Below are 18350 nucleotides of genomic sequence, written 5' to 3' on the forward strand. Positions count from 1 at the left end.
CCCCCTACAAAATCTACCCTTGGATTTGGCTAGAATCTGAGGGAGTGAGAGGAATGTTGAAAGTGCCACAACAACAGTATATCCGATTTTTGCGGGAAGTCGAAGGGTGTTCGATTCAGGAAATTGCGGAACGTGTCCAGGTGAATTGGCGAACCGCCAAGAAATATGCGGATCGCGACGATTGGAATGAACCGGTATGCAAGCGAAAAGGCCGCCATCCGGTGTTGGGACCGTACTTAGAGATTATTGACACATGGCTGGAGGATGATGAGCGTCTTCCACGCAAGCAACGCCATACAGCCGTCCGCATGTTTCAGCGGTTACGGGATGAGTACGGCTTCCCTGGCGGGCAGCGAACGGTATCCGAATATGTCTCCAAACGGAAGAAAGCCATGGCAGCCGAACGAGCCGAACATTTTGAGCGTTTGGAGCATCCAGGCGGGGAAGCCCAGGCTGACTTTGGGACGGTGTACGTGGTCAAGTCGGGAGAACTGGTGGAGCGGAAAGTATTGACCCTGTCGTTTCCGTACAGCAATGCCGCCTTTGTGTTCCCGGTTCCGAAAGAAAACACGGAATGCTTTCTGGAGGCCTTAGGGCGGCTATTTCAGCAAATGGGAGGGGTTCCTCGCAAGATTTGGTTTGACAACTTGTCCGCTGCTGTTGTGTCCATCCAGCAAGGCGGAAAACGAGAGTGTACGGAAGCGTTTCGGCGTTTCTGCGCCCATTACCGCTTTGAGCCCCTGTTTTGCAATCCATACAGCGGCCATGAGAAAGGCCATGTGGAAAACAAAGTGGGGTATGGACGCCGGAACTGGTGTGTTCCGCCACCGGTTATCGATACGCCGGAACAACTGGAGACGTATTTGGCGGAAGCTGCCCGTGCGGATATGCAGCGCCCTCACTATGTGAAAAAGCAAACCATTGCCGAGTTGTGGAAGCAAGAAAAATGCAAGCTGCTGACGCTGCCGACGACACCGCTGGAGATTTTCCGGCTGGAGACGTGCCACCTGAACAAATACGCTGAGCTGTCGTTTGACGCGGCTCTCTTCCCGTTGCCGCAGTGTCGGGCCATGCAGCCGGTTTTGGTGAAAGTCAAGTGGGATGTGCTGGAGGTGTTAACGGCAGACGGGACATACACCCCGATTGTGACATTGCCTCGTCCCTATACGGAGAAAGTCATTCCAGTAGATTGGAAGGCGGTATTGAAGAGATATGAAAAACGCCCGCGGGCGGTGATGTATTCTTCCTTTACCAATATGATGCCTCAGGCGCTCCAAACGTTTTTGACGGTGGAAGACATGAATGCACGAAAAGCACGAATTCGCCTGCTCCATCGATTGCTCGACACCTATACGTTGAAGGAAATCGGGCAAGTACTGGGAGAATTGTCGCATCAGCAAGAGCATCTGGCTGTTGCCTTGGAGCATGCCCTTTACGCGATAAAACACCCTGTTTTCCGCCCGGAACCGTTTTCAGAGTCGCATACACCCCCTGCCCTTCACGGGCAGATACCCATACTGGATGAGTACGACCGGATCCTGGGGGTGAGGGTGGAATGAGAGAAGAGCTGGCAAAGGTGTGCAAAACTTTGCATTTGGCGCATGTGATGGAAACCTATGAACAGGTGCCGTTTGAAGATCGGGAGAGCTTCTTGCTGGGAGTCTTGCGGATGGAGATTCAACGGCGGGAGGAGACAAAGCTGAAGCGACTGATAAAGAAAGCCGCGTTTCCCCAACTGAAGACACTGGAAGATTACGCTTTTGAGGCAGTCACCTTACCGGAAACATGTACAAAGGAGGGATTGATCGACCTACGTTTTTTGGAGCGCAAGGAAAATGTGCTGATGCTGGGAAAAGTGGGCACGGGGAAGACCCATCTGGCAACAGCGCTTGGCGTAGAGGCGTGCCGAAGGGGATATGCCGTTCGATTCTTCCGTGTTCCCGATCTGGTTGCGCTCTTGCAGGAAAAACACGCGAATGGGGCACTGATGCGGTTTCAAAAAGAACTGGCAGACTGTGAGTTGTTGATTTTGGACGAGGTTGGGTTTGTTCCCTTTCACCAAACGGGGGCTGAGCTGTTGTTTCATGTTATCTCGGCCTGCTATGAGAGAAACAGTGTGATTGTGACGTCGAATTTGGAGTTTGGGCAGTGGAATACGGTGTTTGGAGATACGCGATTGACGGCAGCCCTTGTGGATCGCCTCGTCCACCACGCCCATATTCTGGCGTTTACCGGAGAAAGCTACCGACTGCGCCATGCTCTATCCAGCATGAAGTCTTCCTAAATTCTTTTGTATTGATGTTGGCAGTGTTCTGCATAAATTGGCCGCCAAACTCTGCATTTTTGAGTTGCAAAATACACCCTATTAAAGTGGAGGAAGCTAAGGGACCTGTTTCTACAACGGTACCTACCCCTTCATATCCTGGTACTGCGGGCAGACATATTCGATGCCTATATGCACCACGAATTGAAATTAAATCAGAAGGATTAATAGGCCGAGCATCCATTTTTACCAAGATTTCATCTTGTTTCAAAGGTTCAATAATTCGCTGTTCTACTTTCTGTGAACGGCACTGTTAAAATCCTCAATAACGGCACTTGAAAATTCCCCACTTTCGGCAGAAAATCTCTCCCTGGAGGAGAGAAAATATGCTTAAGAATGGGGAGTTTTACTTGATCAAAGACATGAGACAAAGAGGAATGAATATCACACAAATTGCTGATTCATTAGGGAGGGATCGAAAAACAATTCGTAAGTGGCTGAAAAAGGATGAGCCTTCGAAATACCAACGATCTGTTAAAAAAACAAGCATTCTCGATCCATTTAAACCCTATATCAAAGCGAGAATGGAAGAAGGCTGCTTCAATGCTGTCGTTTTGTTTGATGAGATCAAAGCCCAAGGTTATCCAGGGCAAATTCGGCTCCTTCGCTCATTCATGGAACCATTGCGCCCGGTTGTTAAGACCAAGGCAACGCTCCGTTATGAAACGGCACCCGGAAAGCAAGCGCAAGTAGACTGGGGACATTTTAAGGTAGAGTGGAATGGTGGATATAAACGGCTGTACGCCTTTGTCATGGTTTTGGGATACTCGAGAATGTTGTATGTGGAATTTACAGAGAATGAACGGCTTGATACCCTCATCGGCTGCCACTTGCGTGCCATGCAATACTTTGGCGGCAGACCGGAAACATGCTTGTATGACAATATGAAAACCGTCATTGTCGGTTACGACGATCAAGGGCATGTATTGTGGAATGAACGATTTTCCCAGTTTGCAAGCCATCACGGTCTTACGCTGCGACGCTGCGCTCCCTACCGTGCACGAACAAAAGGGAAAGTGGAAAATGGAGTAGGATATGTTCGCAAGAACTTTTGGCCTCGGGTGCAGACGTTTACCAGCCTTCGTGACTTGAATCAGCAAGTACGTCATTGGTTGGATACGGTGGCTAATGTACGGGTACACGGCACCACGCATGAAAAACCAGTAGATCGATGTGTCAATATCGATTTAATTTTCCCCAAAACTATCGGTTGAAAATTCCCCATTTTTGTCGCTACTGGTTGTTTACTTCAGCAGGCTCCGGTCGAAAGAAACCTGCTTTTTTCTTTTCCTTAATGCGATAACTTTCCCCTTTGATATTGATCGTACTGGAATGGTGAAGCAGTCGGTCCAAAATCGCAGTGGCCAAAATGGTATCTCCGAAAATCTCTCCCCAGGCTCCGTACGATTTGTTTGAAGTCAAGATCAATGAACCTTTTTCATATCGTTCAGATACAATCTGAAAAAAGAAGTGAGCAGCAGTTTCGTCCATTTTGCGGTAACCAATTTCATCGATGATCAACAAGTCTGGTTTGGTGAGCGCCCGCATTTTTTGGGCAATCGTGCGATTGCCATGGGCCGTCTGAAGCGACTGTACCAGATCGTGGGCAGTGATAAAATAAACCGTATAGCGTTGCTTGATTGCTTCCAAACCAAGCGCTACGGCCAAATGAGTTTTACCGACACCGGGTGGCCCCAAGAAGATGAGGTTTTCCTGATGCTCAATAAAACCTAGAGTCGCCAAATCACGGATACGTCTTTCATCAATGGAAGGTTGGAAAGAGAAATCAAATTCGTCTAGTGTTTTTTTGAACGGAAGCCGTGCTAATCGAGTTCTTGTATGCAAAAATCGTTCGTATTTAGCCGCTAATTCCTCCTGCAGAAGCTTGTCCAAAAACTCCAAATACGATATGTTGTGTTTGGATGCTTCTTCGGCGTGATCGTGGAGGATCTCGGGGATGCGTATCCATCCAAAATGACGGGACGCTTCCAACAGGCGTTCTTGCAAGATCATTGCAGCGTCACCTCTTCTTCCGCCAGTTCTTCATACGCCGTAAGAGAGCGTTCCAACACTTCGGGTGTTGAATTCGCCATATAACGAGGTGTAGGTTGGGGAACCGGTTTGCTCGTAGATGTGCGAATTCCTTCGAAGTGTTTTTTTATGCTTACGGTCTGATGACGCCCCCACTGTTTGGAGTGTTCAGCGATTAGATGGCCATTGCAATAAAATCGCAAGACTCCATTTTTCTCATCTTGAATTTCTACTACTCGACCGATGTGCTCCCATGGAACAGAGTAACGATTGGCTTCAAAAGAAACATAAGCATCACTCATCACCTTCCGGTAATGCCGGTCCACAACAGCAAAAGGCACGTGGTTCAAAGGTTGGAGGTCTTCTACTTTCCATCGTTCATTCGGCATTTGATGGGTGGTTCCGTGAAGGCGACAATTTGCAACGGTGTCCAGCCAATAGCGTACTTGTTGATTGAGATCTTGTAGCCCGGTAAAAGTGCCGATGCGAGGCCAAAAGTTCTTTCTGAGATAACCCACCCCATTCTCCACTTTTCCCTTCGTTCGAGCCCGATAGGGCTTGCAGCTCAGCAGCTTGCACCCATAGTGGCTGGCAAAGCGGGCGAAACGCTCGTTCCAGATCACCCTACCATTGTCATCTCGACCAGAAACAACTGTTTTCATGTTGTCGTACAAACAACTTTGAGGGACACCCCCAAAGTACTGCCAAGCCCGAAGATGACATCCGATGAGAGTTTCCAGCTTTTCGTCCTCGGTAAATTCTACATACATCATGCGTGAATAACCCAGCACCATGACGAAAGCGTAAAGACGCTTTTGTTTTCCGTTGACATTTGCTCGAAAATGTCCCCAGTCTACTTGCGCTTGTTGTCCAGGTTTCGTTTCGTATCGTACGGTTACTTTTGAACGAAAGTGGGGACGCAGCGGCTTCATGAAGTCTCGTAAGATGGTGTCCTTTCCGGTATAGCCACGGGCTTTTATTTCTTCGAAGATGATGCGGGCATTTTGACAGCCCTCCGCCATACGAGTACGGATGAAATCCTTAAAAGGATCCAACTTGCTGGGACGTGGTTTGCGAGTAGGAAAGCTCTCTGGCGTATCTTTCAGGAGCCATTTTCGAATCGTTTTTCGATCCCGTCCCATCTCTTCAGCAATTTGGGTAATACTCATACCTTTCAGACGCATTTCTTTGATCACAAAAAACTCCCCATTTTTCACCATATTTACTCTCCTCCCGGAGAGTATGTCGGCTTTTTCTGGGGAATTTTAAACCGCTGATATTGGGGATTTTACAACCGATTTTGACAATGGAAACACGAACAGTTGAAGCCACTTAACCCGATCCCATTCGAAGAGGTAGAACGCCATACTCGAAGAGTATCGAATGATTCACTCGTTTCTTACGGAGGAAGCCGGTATTCAGTCCCCTATGTTTATGTAGGTCATACGGTAGAAGTACAAGATCTCCAGAATGGCCATATCCGGATCTATCAGGGCAACATGATCATCGCTGAACATCCTAAAGCTACTCGTACCAAGCAAGTCATAACCAATAAAAAACACTTCGAGGGGATTCAAAACCAAATTGGCGCGAAGGCTCCCCAACCTATGCCGCGTTTGGTTCCCAATCCAAGCCCCGAAGTGGTGGAACGTGATTTGTCTGTCTATGAGCAGTTTGCTGACGAGGAGGTAATCGTACAATGATACTCCAGGCCCGTTTAGAAGAAGCCTTTGTACAGATGGGATGGGTACGAATCCCGGAAATTATTCACCACCACGCAGAAGAAGCTGCTGCTCAGAATATATCGTATTTGGAGTTCTTGGACAAGCTTTTGCAAGAAGAAATCATGGCCAAGAGGGATCGGTTTATCCGCATGAAAACGCGATTGGCTCATTTACCCTACCATAAAACGTTGGAGCAATTCGATTTCAGTTTCCAGCCCTCCATTGATGAAAGACGGATTCGTGATTTGGCAACCCTCCGGTTTGTACAACAACAAGAGAATCTCATTTTACTTGGTCCGCCAGGGGTCGGCAAGACTCACTTGTCTGTTGCTTTGGCTCTCGAAGCTATCAAACAAGGGTTGACGGTTTACTTTACAACTGCTCATGATTTGGTTCAGACGCTCCAGATTGCTCATCAAAACAATAGCATCAAACAAAAAATGCGAGCATTTATAAAACCGAATGTACTCATCATTGATGAAATTGGATATCGCAAAATGGATGAAACCGCAGCTCACTTTTTCTTTCAAATTGTATCAGAACGTTATGAATCCGGCTCAATTATCCTTACTTCGAACAAATCCTATGGTTCGTGGGGAGAGATATTTGGGGATACAGTACTTGCTACAGCCATCCTTGATCGATTATTGCATCACTCCCACACGATCAACATTAAAGGGGAAAGTTATCGCATAAAGGAGAAGAAAAAAGCAGGTTTCTTTCGACCCGAGTCAACCGAAGATAAAACAGAATAAACGGAATTTTGGTCGCCACCCGCCCCCCTCAGAGGGGGCATCATTCAGATAAACCTATTGCCTATAATGGGGAAAATTCGAGTGCAGATAATGGGGAATTTTCATTTGCAGTTGACATTTCAACACGTTTTGGGGATCGCCAAATTGATAGTACCGTACAACCTGAGCATACATGATTTATTTTGCCCTCCCTTCTTCGACATAAACAAGGGTATAGGACACGAAGTCAGTTAGCAAGTGGAGGGTCTATTTAACAAAATCATTTATTATTCCGAGCGTGATGCTCCCCTACCTGCCGAGAAGGTAGCGTGCGAACCACCGGAAGGCTGATTTAACAAAGCAATCGATTTGTAATGGGGGGAACAAGAGCGGAGAAACAAATCATAGTTCGAGTCTTTTAAACTGCTGTCGATTATCAAATCCAACGCTCTGTTTTGATATCAGAAGGGCTGTTTACAGTAATTTTTACTGCCCCACCTGTCGGATATTCGGCGAAACATCTGCTCCCCCTTGATAAAAAGCAGCTTCCCTACGGTTTTAGCCGACCCACCGACGATATAATCTTGATCTACTTTTGAAACAGAACTGAGAAACCTTTTTCCCAAACCCATGATAATCTTGTACTGTAAGCAAATATGGAAAGCCACCCGGAATCAATCCGAGTGGCTTTTCTGTTTTCTTACCATGAATGTCCGGCTTTCTGGCTTATAACGATTCAATGGGGTGGTGGTGCTTTCAAAATAGTGAGCGTAAAAAGAGAAGCTTATCAATGATTGATTTTACCGTTAAGGACGAGTCCGGTATTCTCTGGATTTGCGAACGTCTCATGCCCTAAGTGACATGGAAAATTGCATTATGTTTACCGAAGAATGATCTGAAAAAGCGTGTTTTATGAAAAAATGTTAAGGAGAGATGTATATGAAAAAGATTCATTTGGTAACCTTTAAACACCATAACCAAGGCATGAACAAGACAAAACTTGAAAACCATGTGAGCAAGCATGCCGCGAATGCCGTCTCGAAAGGATTGGCTAAATGTCCGAATATTAAAAGTGACCTCCCAAATCTCCCCAGTGTGTTCATCATTGAAGATGCTGAGAACGCATTGTTGGACGAGCTTCGTAAAGATCCAGATGTAGTTGCTGTGACAGAGGACATACTTTACAAACCTGACATGGCACAATCTACAGAATGGTCACACGGATCAAACTTTATGGTTATTAATGACTACAGAACCCGTGGTTACACGGGTGCAGGGGTTAAGGTAGGTATTATTGATTCCGGTTGTGCGAATCACGAGGACTTGGTCTGGGCAGGACGCTACAATGCATATACGGCTGTTTATGGTGGTACTACACCAGCGTCTGCTGATTTTTTGGGCCACGGTACTGCTGTTGCAGGTATCATTGCCGCAAAAAACAACAGTGTTGGCTATCAAGGCGTTGCCCCAGATGTATCCTTGTATGGGGTAAAAGTAGACGCAAATAATGGTAAGGGAGGTTTCAATTCTTCCGCGATCATTAAGGGTGTAGAATGGCTTGTGTCTCAAGGAGTGAAAATTATAAATTGCAGCTTTAGTGGTGATCTGTATGATCCTGCATTGGAAGCAGCTTTCAGAAATGCTCACGATATTCATAATGTCTTGTTCATCTGCAGTGCTGGGAATAAAAGGGCAGAGGAATCCAACCCGAACGACAGTGTAGGTTACCCGGCTCGTCATGATTTTGTAGTGGCCGTAGCTGCTCTGAGACCAAGTAAGGAGCCAGCCTACTACTCCAGTCGCGGTCCAGAGGTTGACTGTGCGGCTCCGGCTGATTCTGTAATGACAACAAGACCAAGCGAGAATAACAAAAATGGAACGAACTTTAATGAGGTAAGTACCCTTTATACCTCCTTCAATGGTACTTCTTGTGCTGCACCACATGTGACTGGAATCGCTGCTTTGAACAGACAAGCTGATCCATCACTAACCCTCCCCGCTGACTTGAGAGCATCTTTTGAGATTACTGCGGAACGATTGGGTACAGGTACTAAGAATGCTGACTTCGGTTATGGTATGGTGAAGTCCCCTTGGACTACTCATCCTAACTACCCCGGTAAGCTAACGACGAACGCAATAACGCTGCCTGAAACAGGAATCACCGAGTCAGTCTCAAACGGGTTGGGGAAATTCTTTAAATTTGTACCTACTAAATCAACTCGTTACACGTTTAAGACTACCAGTTCGCTAAACTTATACATGCGATTGTACGACGCAGACTACAACCAACTTAGTCAAGATGATGACTCCGCAGGTAGTGGAAACCCGTCCATTACTCATTTCCTGAGTGCAGGCCAAACCTACTATGTCAAAGTTAGCGGATATAGTGGAAGCCAAAATGGCTCTTACTCGATTAATGTCATTGCTACAGAGCAAATCATCAGAGAAGACTTTGAGGATACCGTTTTTACTATCCCTTTCACAGGTGACTGGTACCGTTGGGCTTTCCCAGTCGGTGTTAACGACTCTGCCTCATTCAGAAGTAAAGCTTCTCTTGGCCACGGTCAGACTTCTCAAACATCCTTTAAAGTTACTGTACCATCTGGTAGAACAGCCAAGCTGAGTTTTTACTACATGACAGCATCCGATGTTAATGACAAATTCTACGCTACCGTAAATGGAACTGTCATCGTTACAGCGTCCGGAACAAACAACAATTTGACGAAGCACGAACATACCCTGAGTGCTGGGACTCACACCGTTGTGTTCAAGTTTGTAAGAGACGCAAGTGGTGACGGAGGTAGCAACCTTGCACTTGTCGATGATGTTGAGATCATTGGTAACGGTTGTACAGTATCGGCAGGATAATTTCGGGCCCTAATAATCGTTAGGGTTTTTATTATTTGCATTTTTGGAAGTTTCTTTCCCAAAAGTGGCCCAATAAAATAAAAATCTAATGTGAATGTCAACCAAAATGTTGACCACAGTGCTCATCAAAAAATTGACCACCATGGCAAAAATCAATCCACCCGTCGGGTGGGTAACTTTTTCATGATCACGATCTTTGAATGCTCTGCTTAAAGCGATAGCTGTCTCCATTCATTGCAAAGATATGGGCACGATGGGTAAGCCGATCAACCAGGGCTGACGTCATTTGCTCATCTTTGAAAATCTGTGTCCATTCCGTAAATTCCAGATTACTGGTAATGATCATGCTTCCTTTCTCATAGCGGGCCGCACAAAATTGGAATAATAACTCCGCCCCGGTCCGACTCAGAGGGACAAACCCGACTTCATCCAAAATAATCAAATCTGTTTTCAACCATTGCCTCTCTAGCTGGAGGATTCGCTTTTGGGACTGAGCTTCCATAAGCTCGTTACATATTTTAGCGGCAGTCCAAAACTGAACGGAATAGCCATGATGGCAAGCTTCCTTCCCGAGTGCAATGGAGAGATGAGTTTTGCCAGTGCCAGAGTTTCCGATAAACATGATGTTCTCTGCCTTTTCGATGTACTCACAACGAGCCAGTTGAAGCAATTTGGGCTTATTGAGGGACGGAATCGCCGAGAATTCAAATTGATCGAGCGTTTTCATAGAAGGGAATTTGGCGTGCTTGATGCGACTCGCGATTTGGTTAGCATCCCTTTGCTGAACTTCTTGCTCTAGTAGGGCTAAGAGGAACTCCTCGTAGGGAATTTGCCGTTCAGCAGCATCATGGGCGATTTCCTTATAGACACGTTTAATCGCAGGTAAGCGAAGGCGTTTCGCGTAGGTTTCAAGCAGGAAACTCGTACTCAATGAACCACACTCCTTTTCTGTAACAAACGATTGTACTGGCTAAGATCTGGGGCCTTTACCTGAATACGTGGAACAGAGCTATCCTCCGCCAACGAGAGTTGGGGCAAACGGTGTTCCGGCAATGTTCGCTGAAACAATAATTGCCTTACGGCATCATACTGGAACATCCCTTTTTGGCAGGCCTCCCCCAGTGCTTCTTCGACGAGAGAAGTATCGAATTCACGGTGCAAAAGCAAGAGTCGAACGAACTCCTTCATCCCTCCTGGTCGGTTACGGCACTTGTCCAAGAACTTTTGGTAAATGGCGGGTAATCCTGCCTGATGCAATGGTCTAGCATAAAGAACTGCTCCTGGGCGAATAAGAAGTAAATCCAGATAATGATCGTATTGCAAAATCTCCTTTCCCTTTTCCAAACACCGCTCATGCGTCGCAATCAGGCTTTTTCCGTGATACACCTCAACTTTTTCAGCAAACACTCGGCAAGTAAGCTGGGTCGATGCATAGGAAACGGGGACGGAATAGGCATTTTTCTCAATGTGGATCATGGATAGCGTATTGCTTTTCACGGGTACAACACGGAAACAATCCAATGGCCGTGGAGGCAATGGAAGCATGATAGGCAACTCTTGAGCAAATGCTTCTCCAACCGTTAGTGAAGACCTTGGAACGGTTGTATTCTCGTAAGAGATACATTTTTCGAGGAGGATTTGATTGAGCTCCTCCAGAGAAGAAACACTGGGTACAGGGGTAAAAAATTGCCTCTGAGCAAACTGTACGAGGTTTTCCACCTGGCCTTTTTGATGCCCTTTTCCGGGATCACAGAAATAGCTTTCAAACAGGTAGTGGGCACGTAGCTGAGTAAATCGCTCTTGTTCCTCGCGATTTTTACCCTCCAATACCTTCTTAACGGCTGTTGTCAGGTTGTCGTATGTGATGACTTGGGGAACAGCACCGAAAAATTCAAAAGCATCTACATGACCTTGGAGAAGAGCCTCTTGCTTCTGATGAGCAAATGTTTTGATAAAAATCTTTCTGCTGTATGTGCAACGCATACAAAAGACTTGAACCTTTACTTGTTTCCCTTGTAAATGAACCGTAACCTCACCCCAGTCAAATTGAGCAAAGCGCCCTGGCGGGAAATCGAGAGGGACAAATGCTTTAGGGGGAGAAACCCGCAACTCTCTGACGTAGCGTCGTACAGTAGATTCACCGCCGGTGAATCCATGTTCGTCAACGAGTCTCTGGTAAATGCGTTTGGCAGTATGACGCTGCTTCGGGGGAGCTTGTTCATCTTGATGCAGCCACTCCAAGATGATGGGCTTGACAGAATCAATGACTGGCTTTGGCTTCGGTTTTGAAAGCTGATACACAGGAATCTCAGAGGATTTCAAAGCCTTTCGTATCACTTGACGGGAATAGCCGGTCTCTCGAGAAATTTGGCGAATCGACTTTCCTAGCAGAATGTGTTGTTTCCTGATAAACTCGTAATTAGCCATCTGAAGCATTTCCTTTCCTCCTATATCTTGTGGTCCGACAACTTCAAGATACAGGAAAGAGGTGCTCAGGTGGTCAACTTTTTTATGAGCAATGTACCACTAGGTGGTCAATTATTAGATTAGCATTCACAATCTAATAAACACAGAATGCTCGGGATAATATCCGGGCATTCTGTGCTATGTATGAACGATACAAAATAACTTATGCCTATTGTGCAGTACTAAATACATTATCAATATCTAACTCGGGATTATTCAATATTTCATAAACAACAGTTTCCTCAGTACTATAGCCATATAGTTTAAATAGATTTCCAGAGAGATAAATCATTTCTACAAGATCACCATTATTGTCTTCCAGTTCTATAAAATACTTTTGCTTATTACCACTGCTATTAGACTTTTTAACATCAGACGCCAGTCTTCTTTTACTAAATTCCATCTTGGTGAAATCATTCAATACTTTGTCTATAATGTTTGGATCTGTTACATGTATTTCTTTACTGCTATTTCTAATGTAAATTGAAGAGATTTTTTCTTTATCAAATGTGATAATTTCATCAAAAGACAAATTTTTAAAACCTGGGAAGTAAATGAAATTGTTGAGAGCAATAATAAACACAATAATTAGCAGAAGAGAGACGACTAGGGTTATTATTTTTTTCATAGAGGACACGTCCTAAAAATAAGTATGGAACTGAACCCCATTATAAATGAATTATGGGAATTGATCTCCATTTTTCAATATAGTAATTCCGAATATCAGCCTAAAAAGTAACCTTTGGCGAAAACATCCATGTCATTCACATCGACCGGAGAAATCCCTTCCATATAAGAACCACTTACATTTTTTGTGCCGTATTTGAAAAATATAGCTCCTGTTGATTTATCTACAAGGATTTCATAAGGTCCACTCAATATCCAGTATCCCGCTGTCTCATCCTGGTAGGAGATACTGTTTATCCTTTGTTTGATTTCAGCCAATGTCTTATTGGAAGTATAGCTGCCATCTGCATATTTCCCGTTTTTCAAAAATGTTGCGAATGCCTGGATCATGGCGTTGCTGGCTAATTGGATCGCCTTTTCCTTCGTCACATTTTTCGCTCTGGTATCAATCGATAACAAAGGATTTGAAAAAGGCATAATCCCGACAGTATAGCTGATGTCTGCCCCAAATGCTTCTGCGACGGTTCTTGAAGGGACATAAACTCTATTGTCAATCAATTGTGGAGCAAATGGTAAAACGACCGGTTTGCCATTGATGACTGCATTTCGATCTCCTGCTTTTAGTACTATTTTTTTGCCTATAGTGCCTGAAGATTCTATGACTACCGTATTGTTCATCGTATCCCAGTTCACCCGGCCCCCTAATTCTTCGGTGACCAGTCTGATTAGAACCAGGGAATATCCATTTTTGATGGCAATATCCGCGTTAGGTATAAAATTATTGTTTAACATCAGGAATGGAAATGTATCTCCTTCATTAATCGTTGTCGTTGCCCCATTTTGATACGTGATTGTTTGTACCCAATGTTTCCCGTTTTCAAAATCGGTAAGGCTTGGATCAATCGTACATTGATACTAATAGTTGTTTTGCGTTTGTCCAAAAGCCATAAGCGGCACAAGTAAACTGAACACTACGATTAGTAGAATTGTTAACTTCCTCATTGCCTTTCCCCCTCCTCAGGGCATCTCTTCTCAGTGGTCAAGTCTACACTCAAGGGCTGTGTACAGTAATTTTTTACTGCACCACCTGTCGGGATATTCGAAGAAACATCTGGCTATCTTCACTATGGTTTAAGTAAGTCACCGATGATTTAATCATGATCTACTTTTGAAACAGAACTGAGAAACCTTGTTCCTAAACCCATGATAATCTTGTACTGTAAGCAAATATGGAAAGCCACCCGAGTGGCTTTTCTGTTTTATTACCATCTGATTTGTCACCGCCGGGTTAAAATTGACCCAGGTTCGCCGGAATGAAAATGACCCACCCCTGTAGAATACCTCTCTCTGAAATTACCGACCAAAGTAGCTTCAGAGGGGAGACATATGCTAAGGAGTGGGACTGTGATCAGATTACACGAACTTCAAGTGAGCGGCAAGAGTATCCGCGAAATCACAAGGGAAACGGGTCATTCCCGTAATACCATACGAAAATACCTCCGCGCAGAAGGAATTCCGGAACCTCGTCCGCGTAAGAAGAGAGTCTCAAAACTCGATCCGTTCAAAGCCTTGCTGGATCTATACCTCGAAAAGGGAATTTTCAATTGTGAAGTGCTGCTGCGTCTCTTGAAAGAGCGAGGTTACACGGGGGGCATTACGATCATCAAGGACTATGTGAAGCCCCGTCGACCTCCAAAACAGGCACCTGCGGTGCAACGCTATGAGACAAAAGCCGGACACCAAGCCCAAGTGGACTGGAAGATTTGCGAGTACATCGATTTAAACGGTGAAGTGCGTAAAATCCCCGTTTTTACGATGGTGTTGGGTTACTCCCGAGCGATGTACATCGAATTTACAAAGCGCTGTGACATCCACAGTTTCTTACGCTGCTTGATGAACGGTTTGGAATACTTCGGCGGTGTTCCAAAGACCATGCTAACCGACCAAATGAAGACCGTTATTCTTGGCATGGGCGATGATCGAAAGCCGAGATGGCATCCGTTGTTTGAAGATTTTGCTGCGGCTATCGGCTTGATCCCCAAAGTTTGCCGCGTACGACGTCCCCAAACGAAAGGAAAGGTCGAGAGAAGCGTTCAGTTCATCGAGCAGAACTTCATGCCAGGGCGATCATTCACCGATCTTGGTGACCTAAATCGCCAAGCCAGACACTGGTGCGATGAGCAAAACCGTCGTATCCACGGTACAACTGGGGAAAGACCGATCGATCGCTTGGCACAAGAGAAGCTCGGTATGCTTCCGTCTCCGGAACGATGGGCAAAGTACCGGTTTGAACCGAGGAAAGTAAGCCGTGACGGATTTGTGAGCTACGACGGCGTTCGTTATGGCGTTCCATGGCGGTATAGCGGACGTGAAGTAAAGGTACGAGAGGTAAACAGATTCGTCGAAATATACTGCGAGAAGCAGCTCATCGCCCGGCACGAGAAGCAGTACCAATCCCGAAGGCTAGTGATGTGTGAGGACCAATACACGAATTTGAGTACAGCTCAGGGATATGCTTATCCAAAGCCGCAAGGCGTTCAGATTCCTGTACAAGACGTGGAAGTGCGTCCGTTGGACGTGTATGAACGTCTTGTGGAGGTGGGCGCATGATTGAGCTCGAACAAGCCCGCCAGCGTCTGGAGGAACTTGGTTTGGGTCAAGCCGCCCAATCGCTTGATGCCAAGCTGGAAGCTGCCAGCCGGAGCCAAAGCACGTATCTCTCTTTCCTCAATGATCTACTGGACGCTGAGATTCAGGATCGCCAGCGCCGAAATGTAGAGGTCCGCATGAAGCTGTCTCACCTCCCTTATCGGCGTACGCTCAACGAATTCGACTTCTCGTTTCAACCGGGGATTGATGAACGACTGATTCGTGAACTGGCTGCGCTGACGTTCGTTGGGAGGCAAGAAAACGTGTTGTTTCTCGGGCCTCCCGGCGTGGGGAAAACGCATTTAGCCGTTGCTATCGCTATGGAGGCCATTGGACAAGGATTGCCTGTGTATTTCGTCTCTCTCGCGCAGCTCGTGGGCGATTTACGAAAAGCTTATGAAGAGAATCGCCTGGACAAACGAATGAGGGTATATCTCAGGCCACGCATCCTCATCGTGGACGAGGTGGGCTACCTCCCCCTCGATCCGCTCGCTGCAAACCTGTTTTTTCAGTTGGTTTGTGCACGCTACGAGAAAGGAAGCATGATTCTGACTAGCAACAAGAGCTTTGGCGAATGGGGCGAACTCATGGGCGATCCCGTTCTTGCTACAGCTGTTCTCGACCGCTTATTGCATCACTCCCACGTCGTGAACATCCGGGGGAACAGCTACCGGCTCAAAGAAAAACTAAAAACCGGAATCTATTCGACACCAGGCGCACAGGTGGGTCAAAATTATACCGGCGCTCGTGGGTCAAATTAATTCCGGCGTTGACAGATTAAAACGATTTTACTGGGGTGGTGGTGCTTTCAAATGGAAGTCGTTCTTGTTTGGATATAAATCCGAATTGATAGTCGTTTAGGAATTGACTTGGTATGAAAATCAATTCTGGTTGAAGTTGTTTGAAGAATGAACGGAAGGTAAAAATTCCCCTGTATAGAATACTCTCAACTAAGGAGGGGATTCTTTCTATATGGACATATTTGGAGGAAAGAAAGAAACAAGTAATGAGTCTCGCATCTTAGTGATTACCTCTGATCATTTAAACAGGGACTATGAACCATTAGGGACTGTTATTGTAACGTCTGCAAAAGTTACAAATGACTTTAATTTTATCGTTGATTTAATCGGGGAAAAGGCAAAAGAGCAAGGTGCAGATGCAGTAATTTGTTTTAGGTATAATCTAAATGGGGCTTTGCACACAGGCTACGGTACCGCAGTTAAATTCAAGTAAATGCGGTAAGACGCTCTTCATACGAGGAGTGTTTTTCATTGGAGGCAGGTGAGATGAAAAACATCATCTTGAGTTTTAGATCACCTAGAACGACAACACGGACAAGCTTCATCCACCTGCCATTCACGGGGAAGAATATCAAGCTCCGCACAAGTTGAACAACAATAGCGAACGCCATTCCTCAACTACGAGTGAAGGCGTTTTTTTATGGGGAGCTGCGGCTCCCCGACTTTTTTTCCTAAGGGAGGGATGATAAGCATGAAAGACTCAATCATATCTGGTGCAGCTGGCGCCGCTTGTATCTCGGCTTTTCATTTTTTATACGGAGAAAATCCCGTGAGGATGTTAATCATGACATGGTACGTCTTTCTGATCGCCATGGACTGGATAGCGGGATACAGGGCCTCCAAAATTGATGGTTCTTACGCATCCGAATACGGAATCAACGGGGCTTTTCGGACAGCATTCCTGCTCTTCATGCCGGCAGTAGGTCACCTGATCGATACGGTAATCGGAACACCGGGGATTGGCTTTGGTTTTCTGATTGCGGCATTCGGCTTGCACATTTGGAAAAGCATGACGGCCAATGTGGTTCGAGCTGGTTGGGAAAAGTGGGTACCGGAGTGGGCGATGAATGCCGTTTCGGATGAGATCGAACACAAGCTGGCCAGAGCCATCAAGCGGAGACAGGAGAAGGAAAAGCATGGGGATGGTGATATGTCGTGAAGATAGCGATAGATGCAGGACACGGCCCGGAAACACCGGGAAAGCGAACGCCGGACGACAGCATGCGGGAGTTCCACTTCAACAGCGTGGTCGCCCGTTATGTCCGTGATGAATTGAAACAATACGATGGGGTAGAGACGCTGTTTACCCACGCTGACGACGGCAGCCGGGACGTGCCGTTACAGGAACGCACAGACAAGGCCAACGCCTGGAGGGCAGATGCATTCGTCTCCATTCACGCAAATGCCTTCGGGAATGATTGGAACGACGCAAACGGCATCGAGACGTTTGTCTACACATCGCGGCCTCCCGCAGCCGTAAAGCTGGCCGAAGCCGTTCAGCGTGCGCTTGTCCTCGCTACCGGCCGGAAGAACCGCGGGGTCAAAGCAGAGAATTTCCATGTGCTGAGGGAAACAAACATGACCGCGATCCTCGCGGAGTGCGGGTTTATGACCAATAGGGAAGAAGCTGAGCTGTTGAAGAGCGATACGTACCGGCGTGCGTGTGCAAGAGCGATAGTAACCGGGCTTGCTGAAGTTTATGGGTTGAAAAGGGCAATCGCTGCAGGTACGCTGCCTCAGAAGGTAACGATTGAAATAAACGGAGTTCAGCTTTCGGCTCAGGGGTATCTCCAAAACGGAGTTTCCCTCCTGCCTGTTCGAGCGGTTGCGGAAGCGGTTGGAGTGGTTCCTGCATGGAATCCAGCGGCGAAGCAGGTCAGCGTAAATGGGCTTGCTTTGAACGGAACGATTGAGTCCGGGACGGCATATGCTCCCGCTCGAGAGCTCGCCTCGGCACTTGGCTTGAAGGTGGAATGGGACGGAGCCACAAAAACTGTAAAACTGTCGAAAAGCTGCATATGTCGATGAAAAAATGAGAAGAGCCCTCCTGCGGAGCCATCCGGGGAGGGCTTTTTGCCGTGGCAGCTGCTTGCTCGGCTTGTCGTAAAGCCGCGTACGTTCTAAACTG

General features: G+C 46.4%; 17 protein-coding genes and 1 pseudogene. 11 read left to right on the top strand and 7 right to left on the bottom strand.

Annotated elements, in window-relative coordinates; all coding sequences use genetic code 11:
• Nucleotides 1-53 precede the first annotated feature (53 nt).
• Together istA (NST96_RS00195) and istB (NST96_RS00200) are read left to right on the top strand one after the other, a co-directional pair.
• The gene (istA, locus tag NST96_RS00195; protein ID WP_023555239.1) at nt 54-1559 is read left to right on the top strand and encodes an IS21 family transposase; all 1506 of its coding nucleotides are present in this window, start codon (nt 54-56) and stop codon (nt 1557-1559) included.
• Nucleotides 1556-2284 (top strand): IS21-like element helper ATPase IstB, encoded by a 729-nt coding sequence (gene istB / locus NST96_RS00200; protein ID WP_023555238.1) that lies wholly within the window; start codon nt 1556-1558, stop codon nt 2282-2284. Before istA (NST96_RS00195) ends, istB (NST96_RS00200) begins: the two co-directional genes overlap by 4 nt.
• A 58-nt stretch (nt 2285-2342) precedes the next feature.
• Here the strand turns inward: istB (NST96_RS00200) and NST96_RS00205 are convergent.
• A pseudogene (locus tag NST96_RS00205) lies at nt 2343-2561 on the bottom strand (alcohol dehydrogenase catalytic domain-containing protein); the annotation flags it as partial.
• An 88-nt stretch (nt 2562-2649) separates the two neighbouring features.
• Here NST96_RS00205 and istA (NST96_RS00210) point away from each other — a divergent pair.
• Entirely contained in the window at nt 2650-3537 is an 888-nt protein-coding gene (gene istA / locus NST96_RS00210; RefSeq protein WP_342405144.1) for an IS21 family transposase, read from the top strand.
• A gap of 19 nt (nt 3538-3556) precedes the next feature.
• Here the strand turns inward: istA (NST96_RS00210) and istB (NST96_RS00215) are convergent, their stop codons facing one another.
• Complete coding sequence (gene istB, locus NST96_RS00215; RefSeq protein WP_003386482.1) at nt 3557-4336, bottom strand: IS21-like element helper ATPase IstB; 780 nt, start codon at nt 4334-4336, stop codon at nt 3557-3559.
• Nucleotides 4333-5574 carry an IS21 family transposase gene (istA, locus tag NST96_RS00220; protein ID WP_311067719.1) on the bottom strand — a complete coding sequence of 414 codons (1242 nt, stop codon included), beginning with the start codon at nt 5572-5574 and terminating at the stop codon, nt 4333-4335. The genes istB (NST96_RS00215) and istA (NST96_RS00220) overlap by 4 nt, the downstream gene beginning before the upstream one ends.
• A gap of 102 nt (nt 5575-5676) precedes the next feature.
• Here istA (NST96_RS00220) and NST96_RS00225 point away from each other — a divergent pair, with 102 nt between their 5' ends.
• The 3 genes from NST96_RS00225 (at nt 5677) to NST96_RS00235 (ending at nt 9680) form a co-directional block, all read left to right on the top strand.
• Nucleotides 5677-6057, top strand: a complete 381-nt coding sequence (locus NST96_RS00225) for a hypothetical protein (RefSeq protein WP_342405145.1) — start codon at nt 5677-5679, stop codon at nt 6055-6057.
• On the top strand, nt 6054-6833 hold the full coding sequence (istB, locus tag NST96_RS00230) for an IS21-like element helper ATPase IstB (RefSeq protein ID WP_024985201.1): 780 nt from the start codon (nt 6054-6056) through the stop codon (nt 6831-6833). Before NST96_RS00225 ends, istB (NST96_RS00230) begins: the two co-directional genes overlap by 4 nt.
• Nucleotides 6834-7751: 918 nt before the next feature.
• Nucleotides 7752-9680 carry a S8 family serine peptidase gene (locus tag NST96_RS00235; protein ID WP_003392675.1) on the top strand — a complete coding sequence of 643 codons (1929 nt, stop codon included), beginning with the start codon at nt 7752-7754 and terminating at the stop codon, nt 9678-9680.
• A gap of 187 nt (nt 9681-9867) precedes the next feature.
• On the opposite strand, the gene istB (NST96_RS00240) is transcribed toward NST96_RS00235, so the two are convergent.
• The 4 genes from istB (NST96_RS00240) to NST96_RS00255 form a co-directional block, all read right to left on the bottom strand.
• On the bottom strand, nt 9868-10611 hold the full coding sequence (istB, locus tag NST96_RS00240; RefSeq protein ID WP_025846873.1) for an IS21-like element helper ATPase IstB: 744 nt from the start codon (nt 10609-10611) through the stop codon (nt 9868-9870).
• Nucleotides 10608-12116 (bottom strand): IS21 family transposase, encoded by a 1509-nt coding sequence (gene istA / locus NST96_RS00245; protein WP_342405147.1) that lies wholly within the window; start codon nt 12114-12116, stop codon nt 10608-10610. The genes istB (NST96_RS00240) and istA (NST96_RS00245) overlap by 4 nt, the downstream gene beginning before the upstream one ends.
• A 199-nt stretch (nt 12117-12315) precedes the next feature.
• The gene (locus NST96_RS00250; protein WP_003392677.1) at nt 12316-12774 is read right to left on the bottom strand and encodes a hypothetical protein; all 459 of its coding nucleotides are present in this window, start codon (nt 12772-12774) and stop codon (nt 12316-12318) included.
• Between the two features lie 95 nt (nt 12775-12869).
• Nucleotides 12870-13565 carry a copper amine oxidase N-terminal domain-containing protein gene (locus NST96_RS00255; RefSeq protein WP_172920698.1) on the bottom strand — a complete coding sequence of 232 codons (696 nt, stop codon included), beginning with the start codon at nt 13563-13565 and terminating at the stop codon, nt 12870-12872.
• A 594-nt stretch (nt 13566-14159) separates the two neighbouring features.
• Here NST96_RS00255 and istA (NST96_RS00260) point away from each other — a divergent pair.
• The 5 genes from istA (NST96_RS00260) to NST96_RS00280 all read left to right on the top strand — a co-directional run bounded on the left by istA (NST96_RS00260) (nt 14160) and on the right by NST96_RS00280 (nt 18250).
• A complete protein-coding gene (istA, locus tag NST96_RS00260; RefSeq protein WP_024982953.1) occupies nt 14160-15383 on the top strand; it encodes an IS21 family transposase in 1224 nt (407 codons plus the stop codon).
• Nucleotides 15380-16183, top strand: coding sequence for an IS21-like element helper ATPase IstB (gene istB / locus NST96_RS00265; protein WP_024982952.1), 804 nt, complete (start codon nt 15380-15382; stop codon nt 16181-16183). The genes istA (NST96_RS00260) and istB (NST96_RS00265) overlap by 4 nt, the downstream gene beginning before the upstream one ends.
• Nucleotides 16184-16394: 211 nt before the next feature.
• A complete protein-coding gene (locus NST96_RS00270) occupies nt 16395-16655 on the top strand; it encodes a hypothetical protein (protein WP_172920160.1) in 261 nt (86 codons plus the stop codon).
• A 351-nt stretch (nt 16656-17006) separates the two neighbouring features.
• Nucleotides 17007-17381: a phage holin family protein gene (locus tag NST96_RS00275; RefSeq protein ID WP_161785234.1), complete on the top strand. Its 375-nt coding sequence runs from the start codon at nt 17007-17009 to the stop codon at nt 17379-17381.
• Nucleotides 17378-18250, top strand: a complete 873-nt coding sequence (locus NST96_RS00280; protein WP_081924492.1) for an N-acetylmuramoyl-L-alanine amidase — start codon at nt 17378-17380, stop codon at nt 18248-18250. Before NST96_RS00275 ends, NST96_RS00280 begins: the two co-directional genes overlap by 4 nt.
• The last annotated feature ends 100 nt before the right edge of the window (nt 18251-18350 follow it).

Source organism: Brevibacillus sp. FSL K6-2834, from assembly GCF_038592925.1.
GTDB lineage: Bacteria > Bacillota > Bacilli > Brevibacillales > Brevibacillaceae > Brevibacillus > Brevibacillus borstelensis.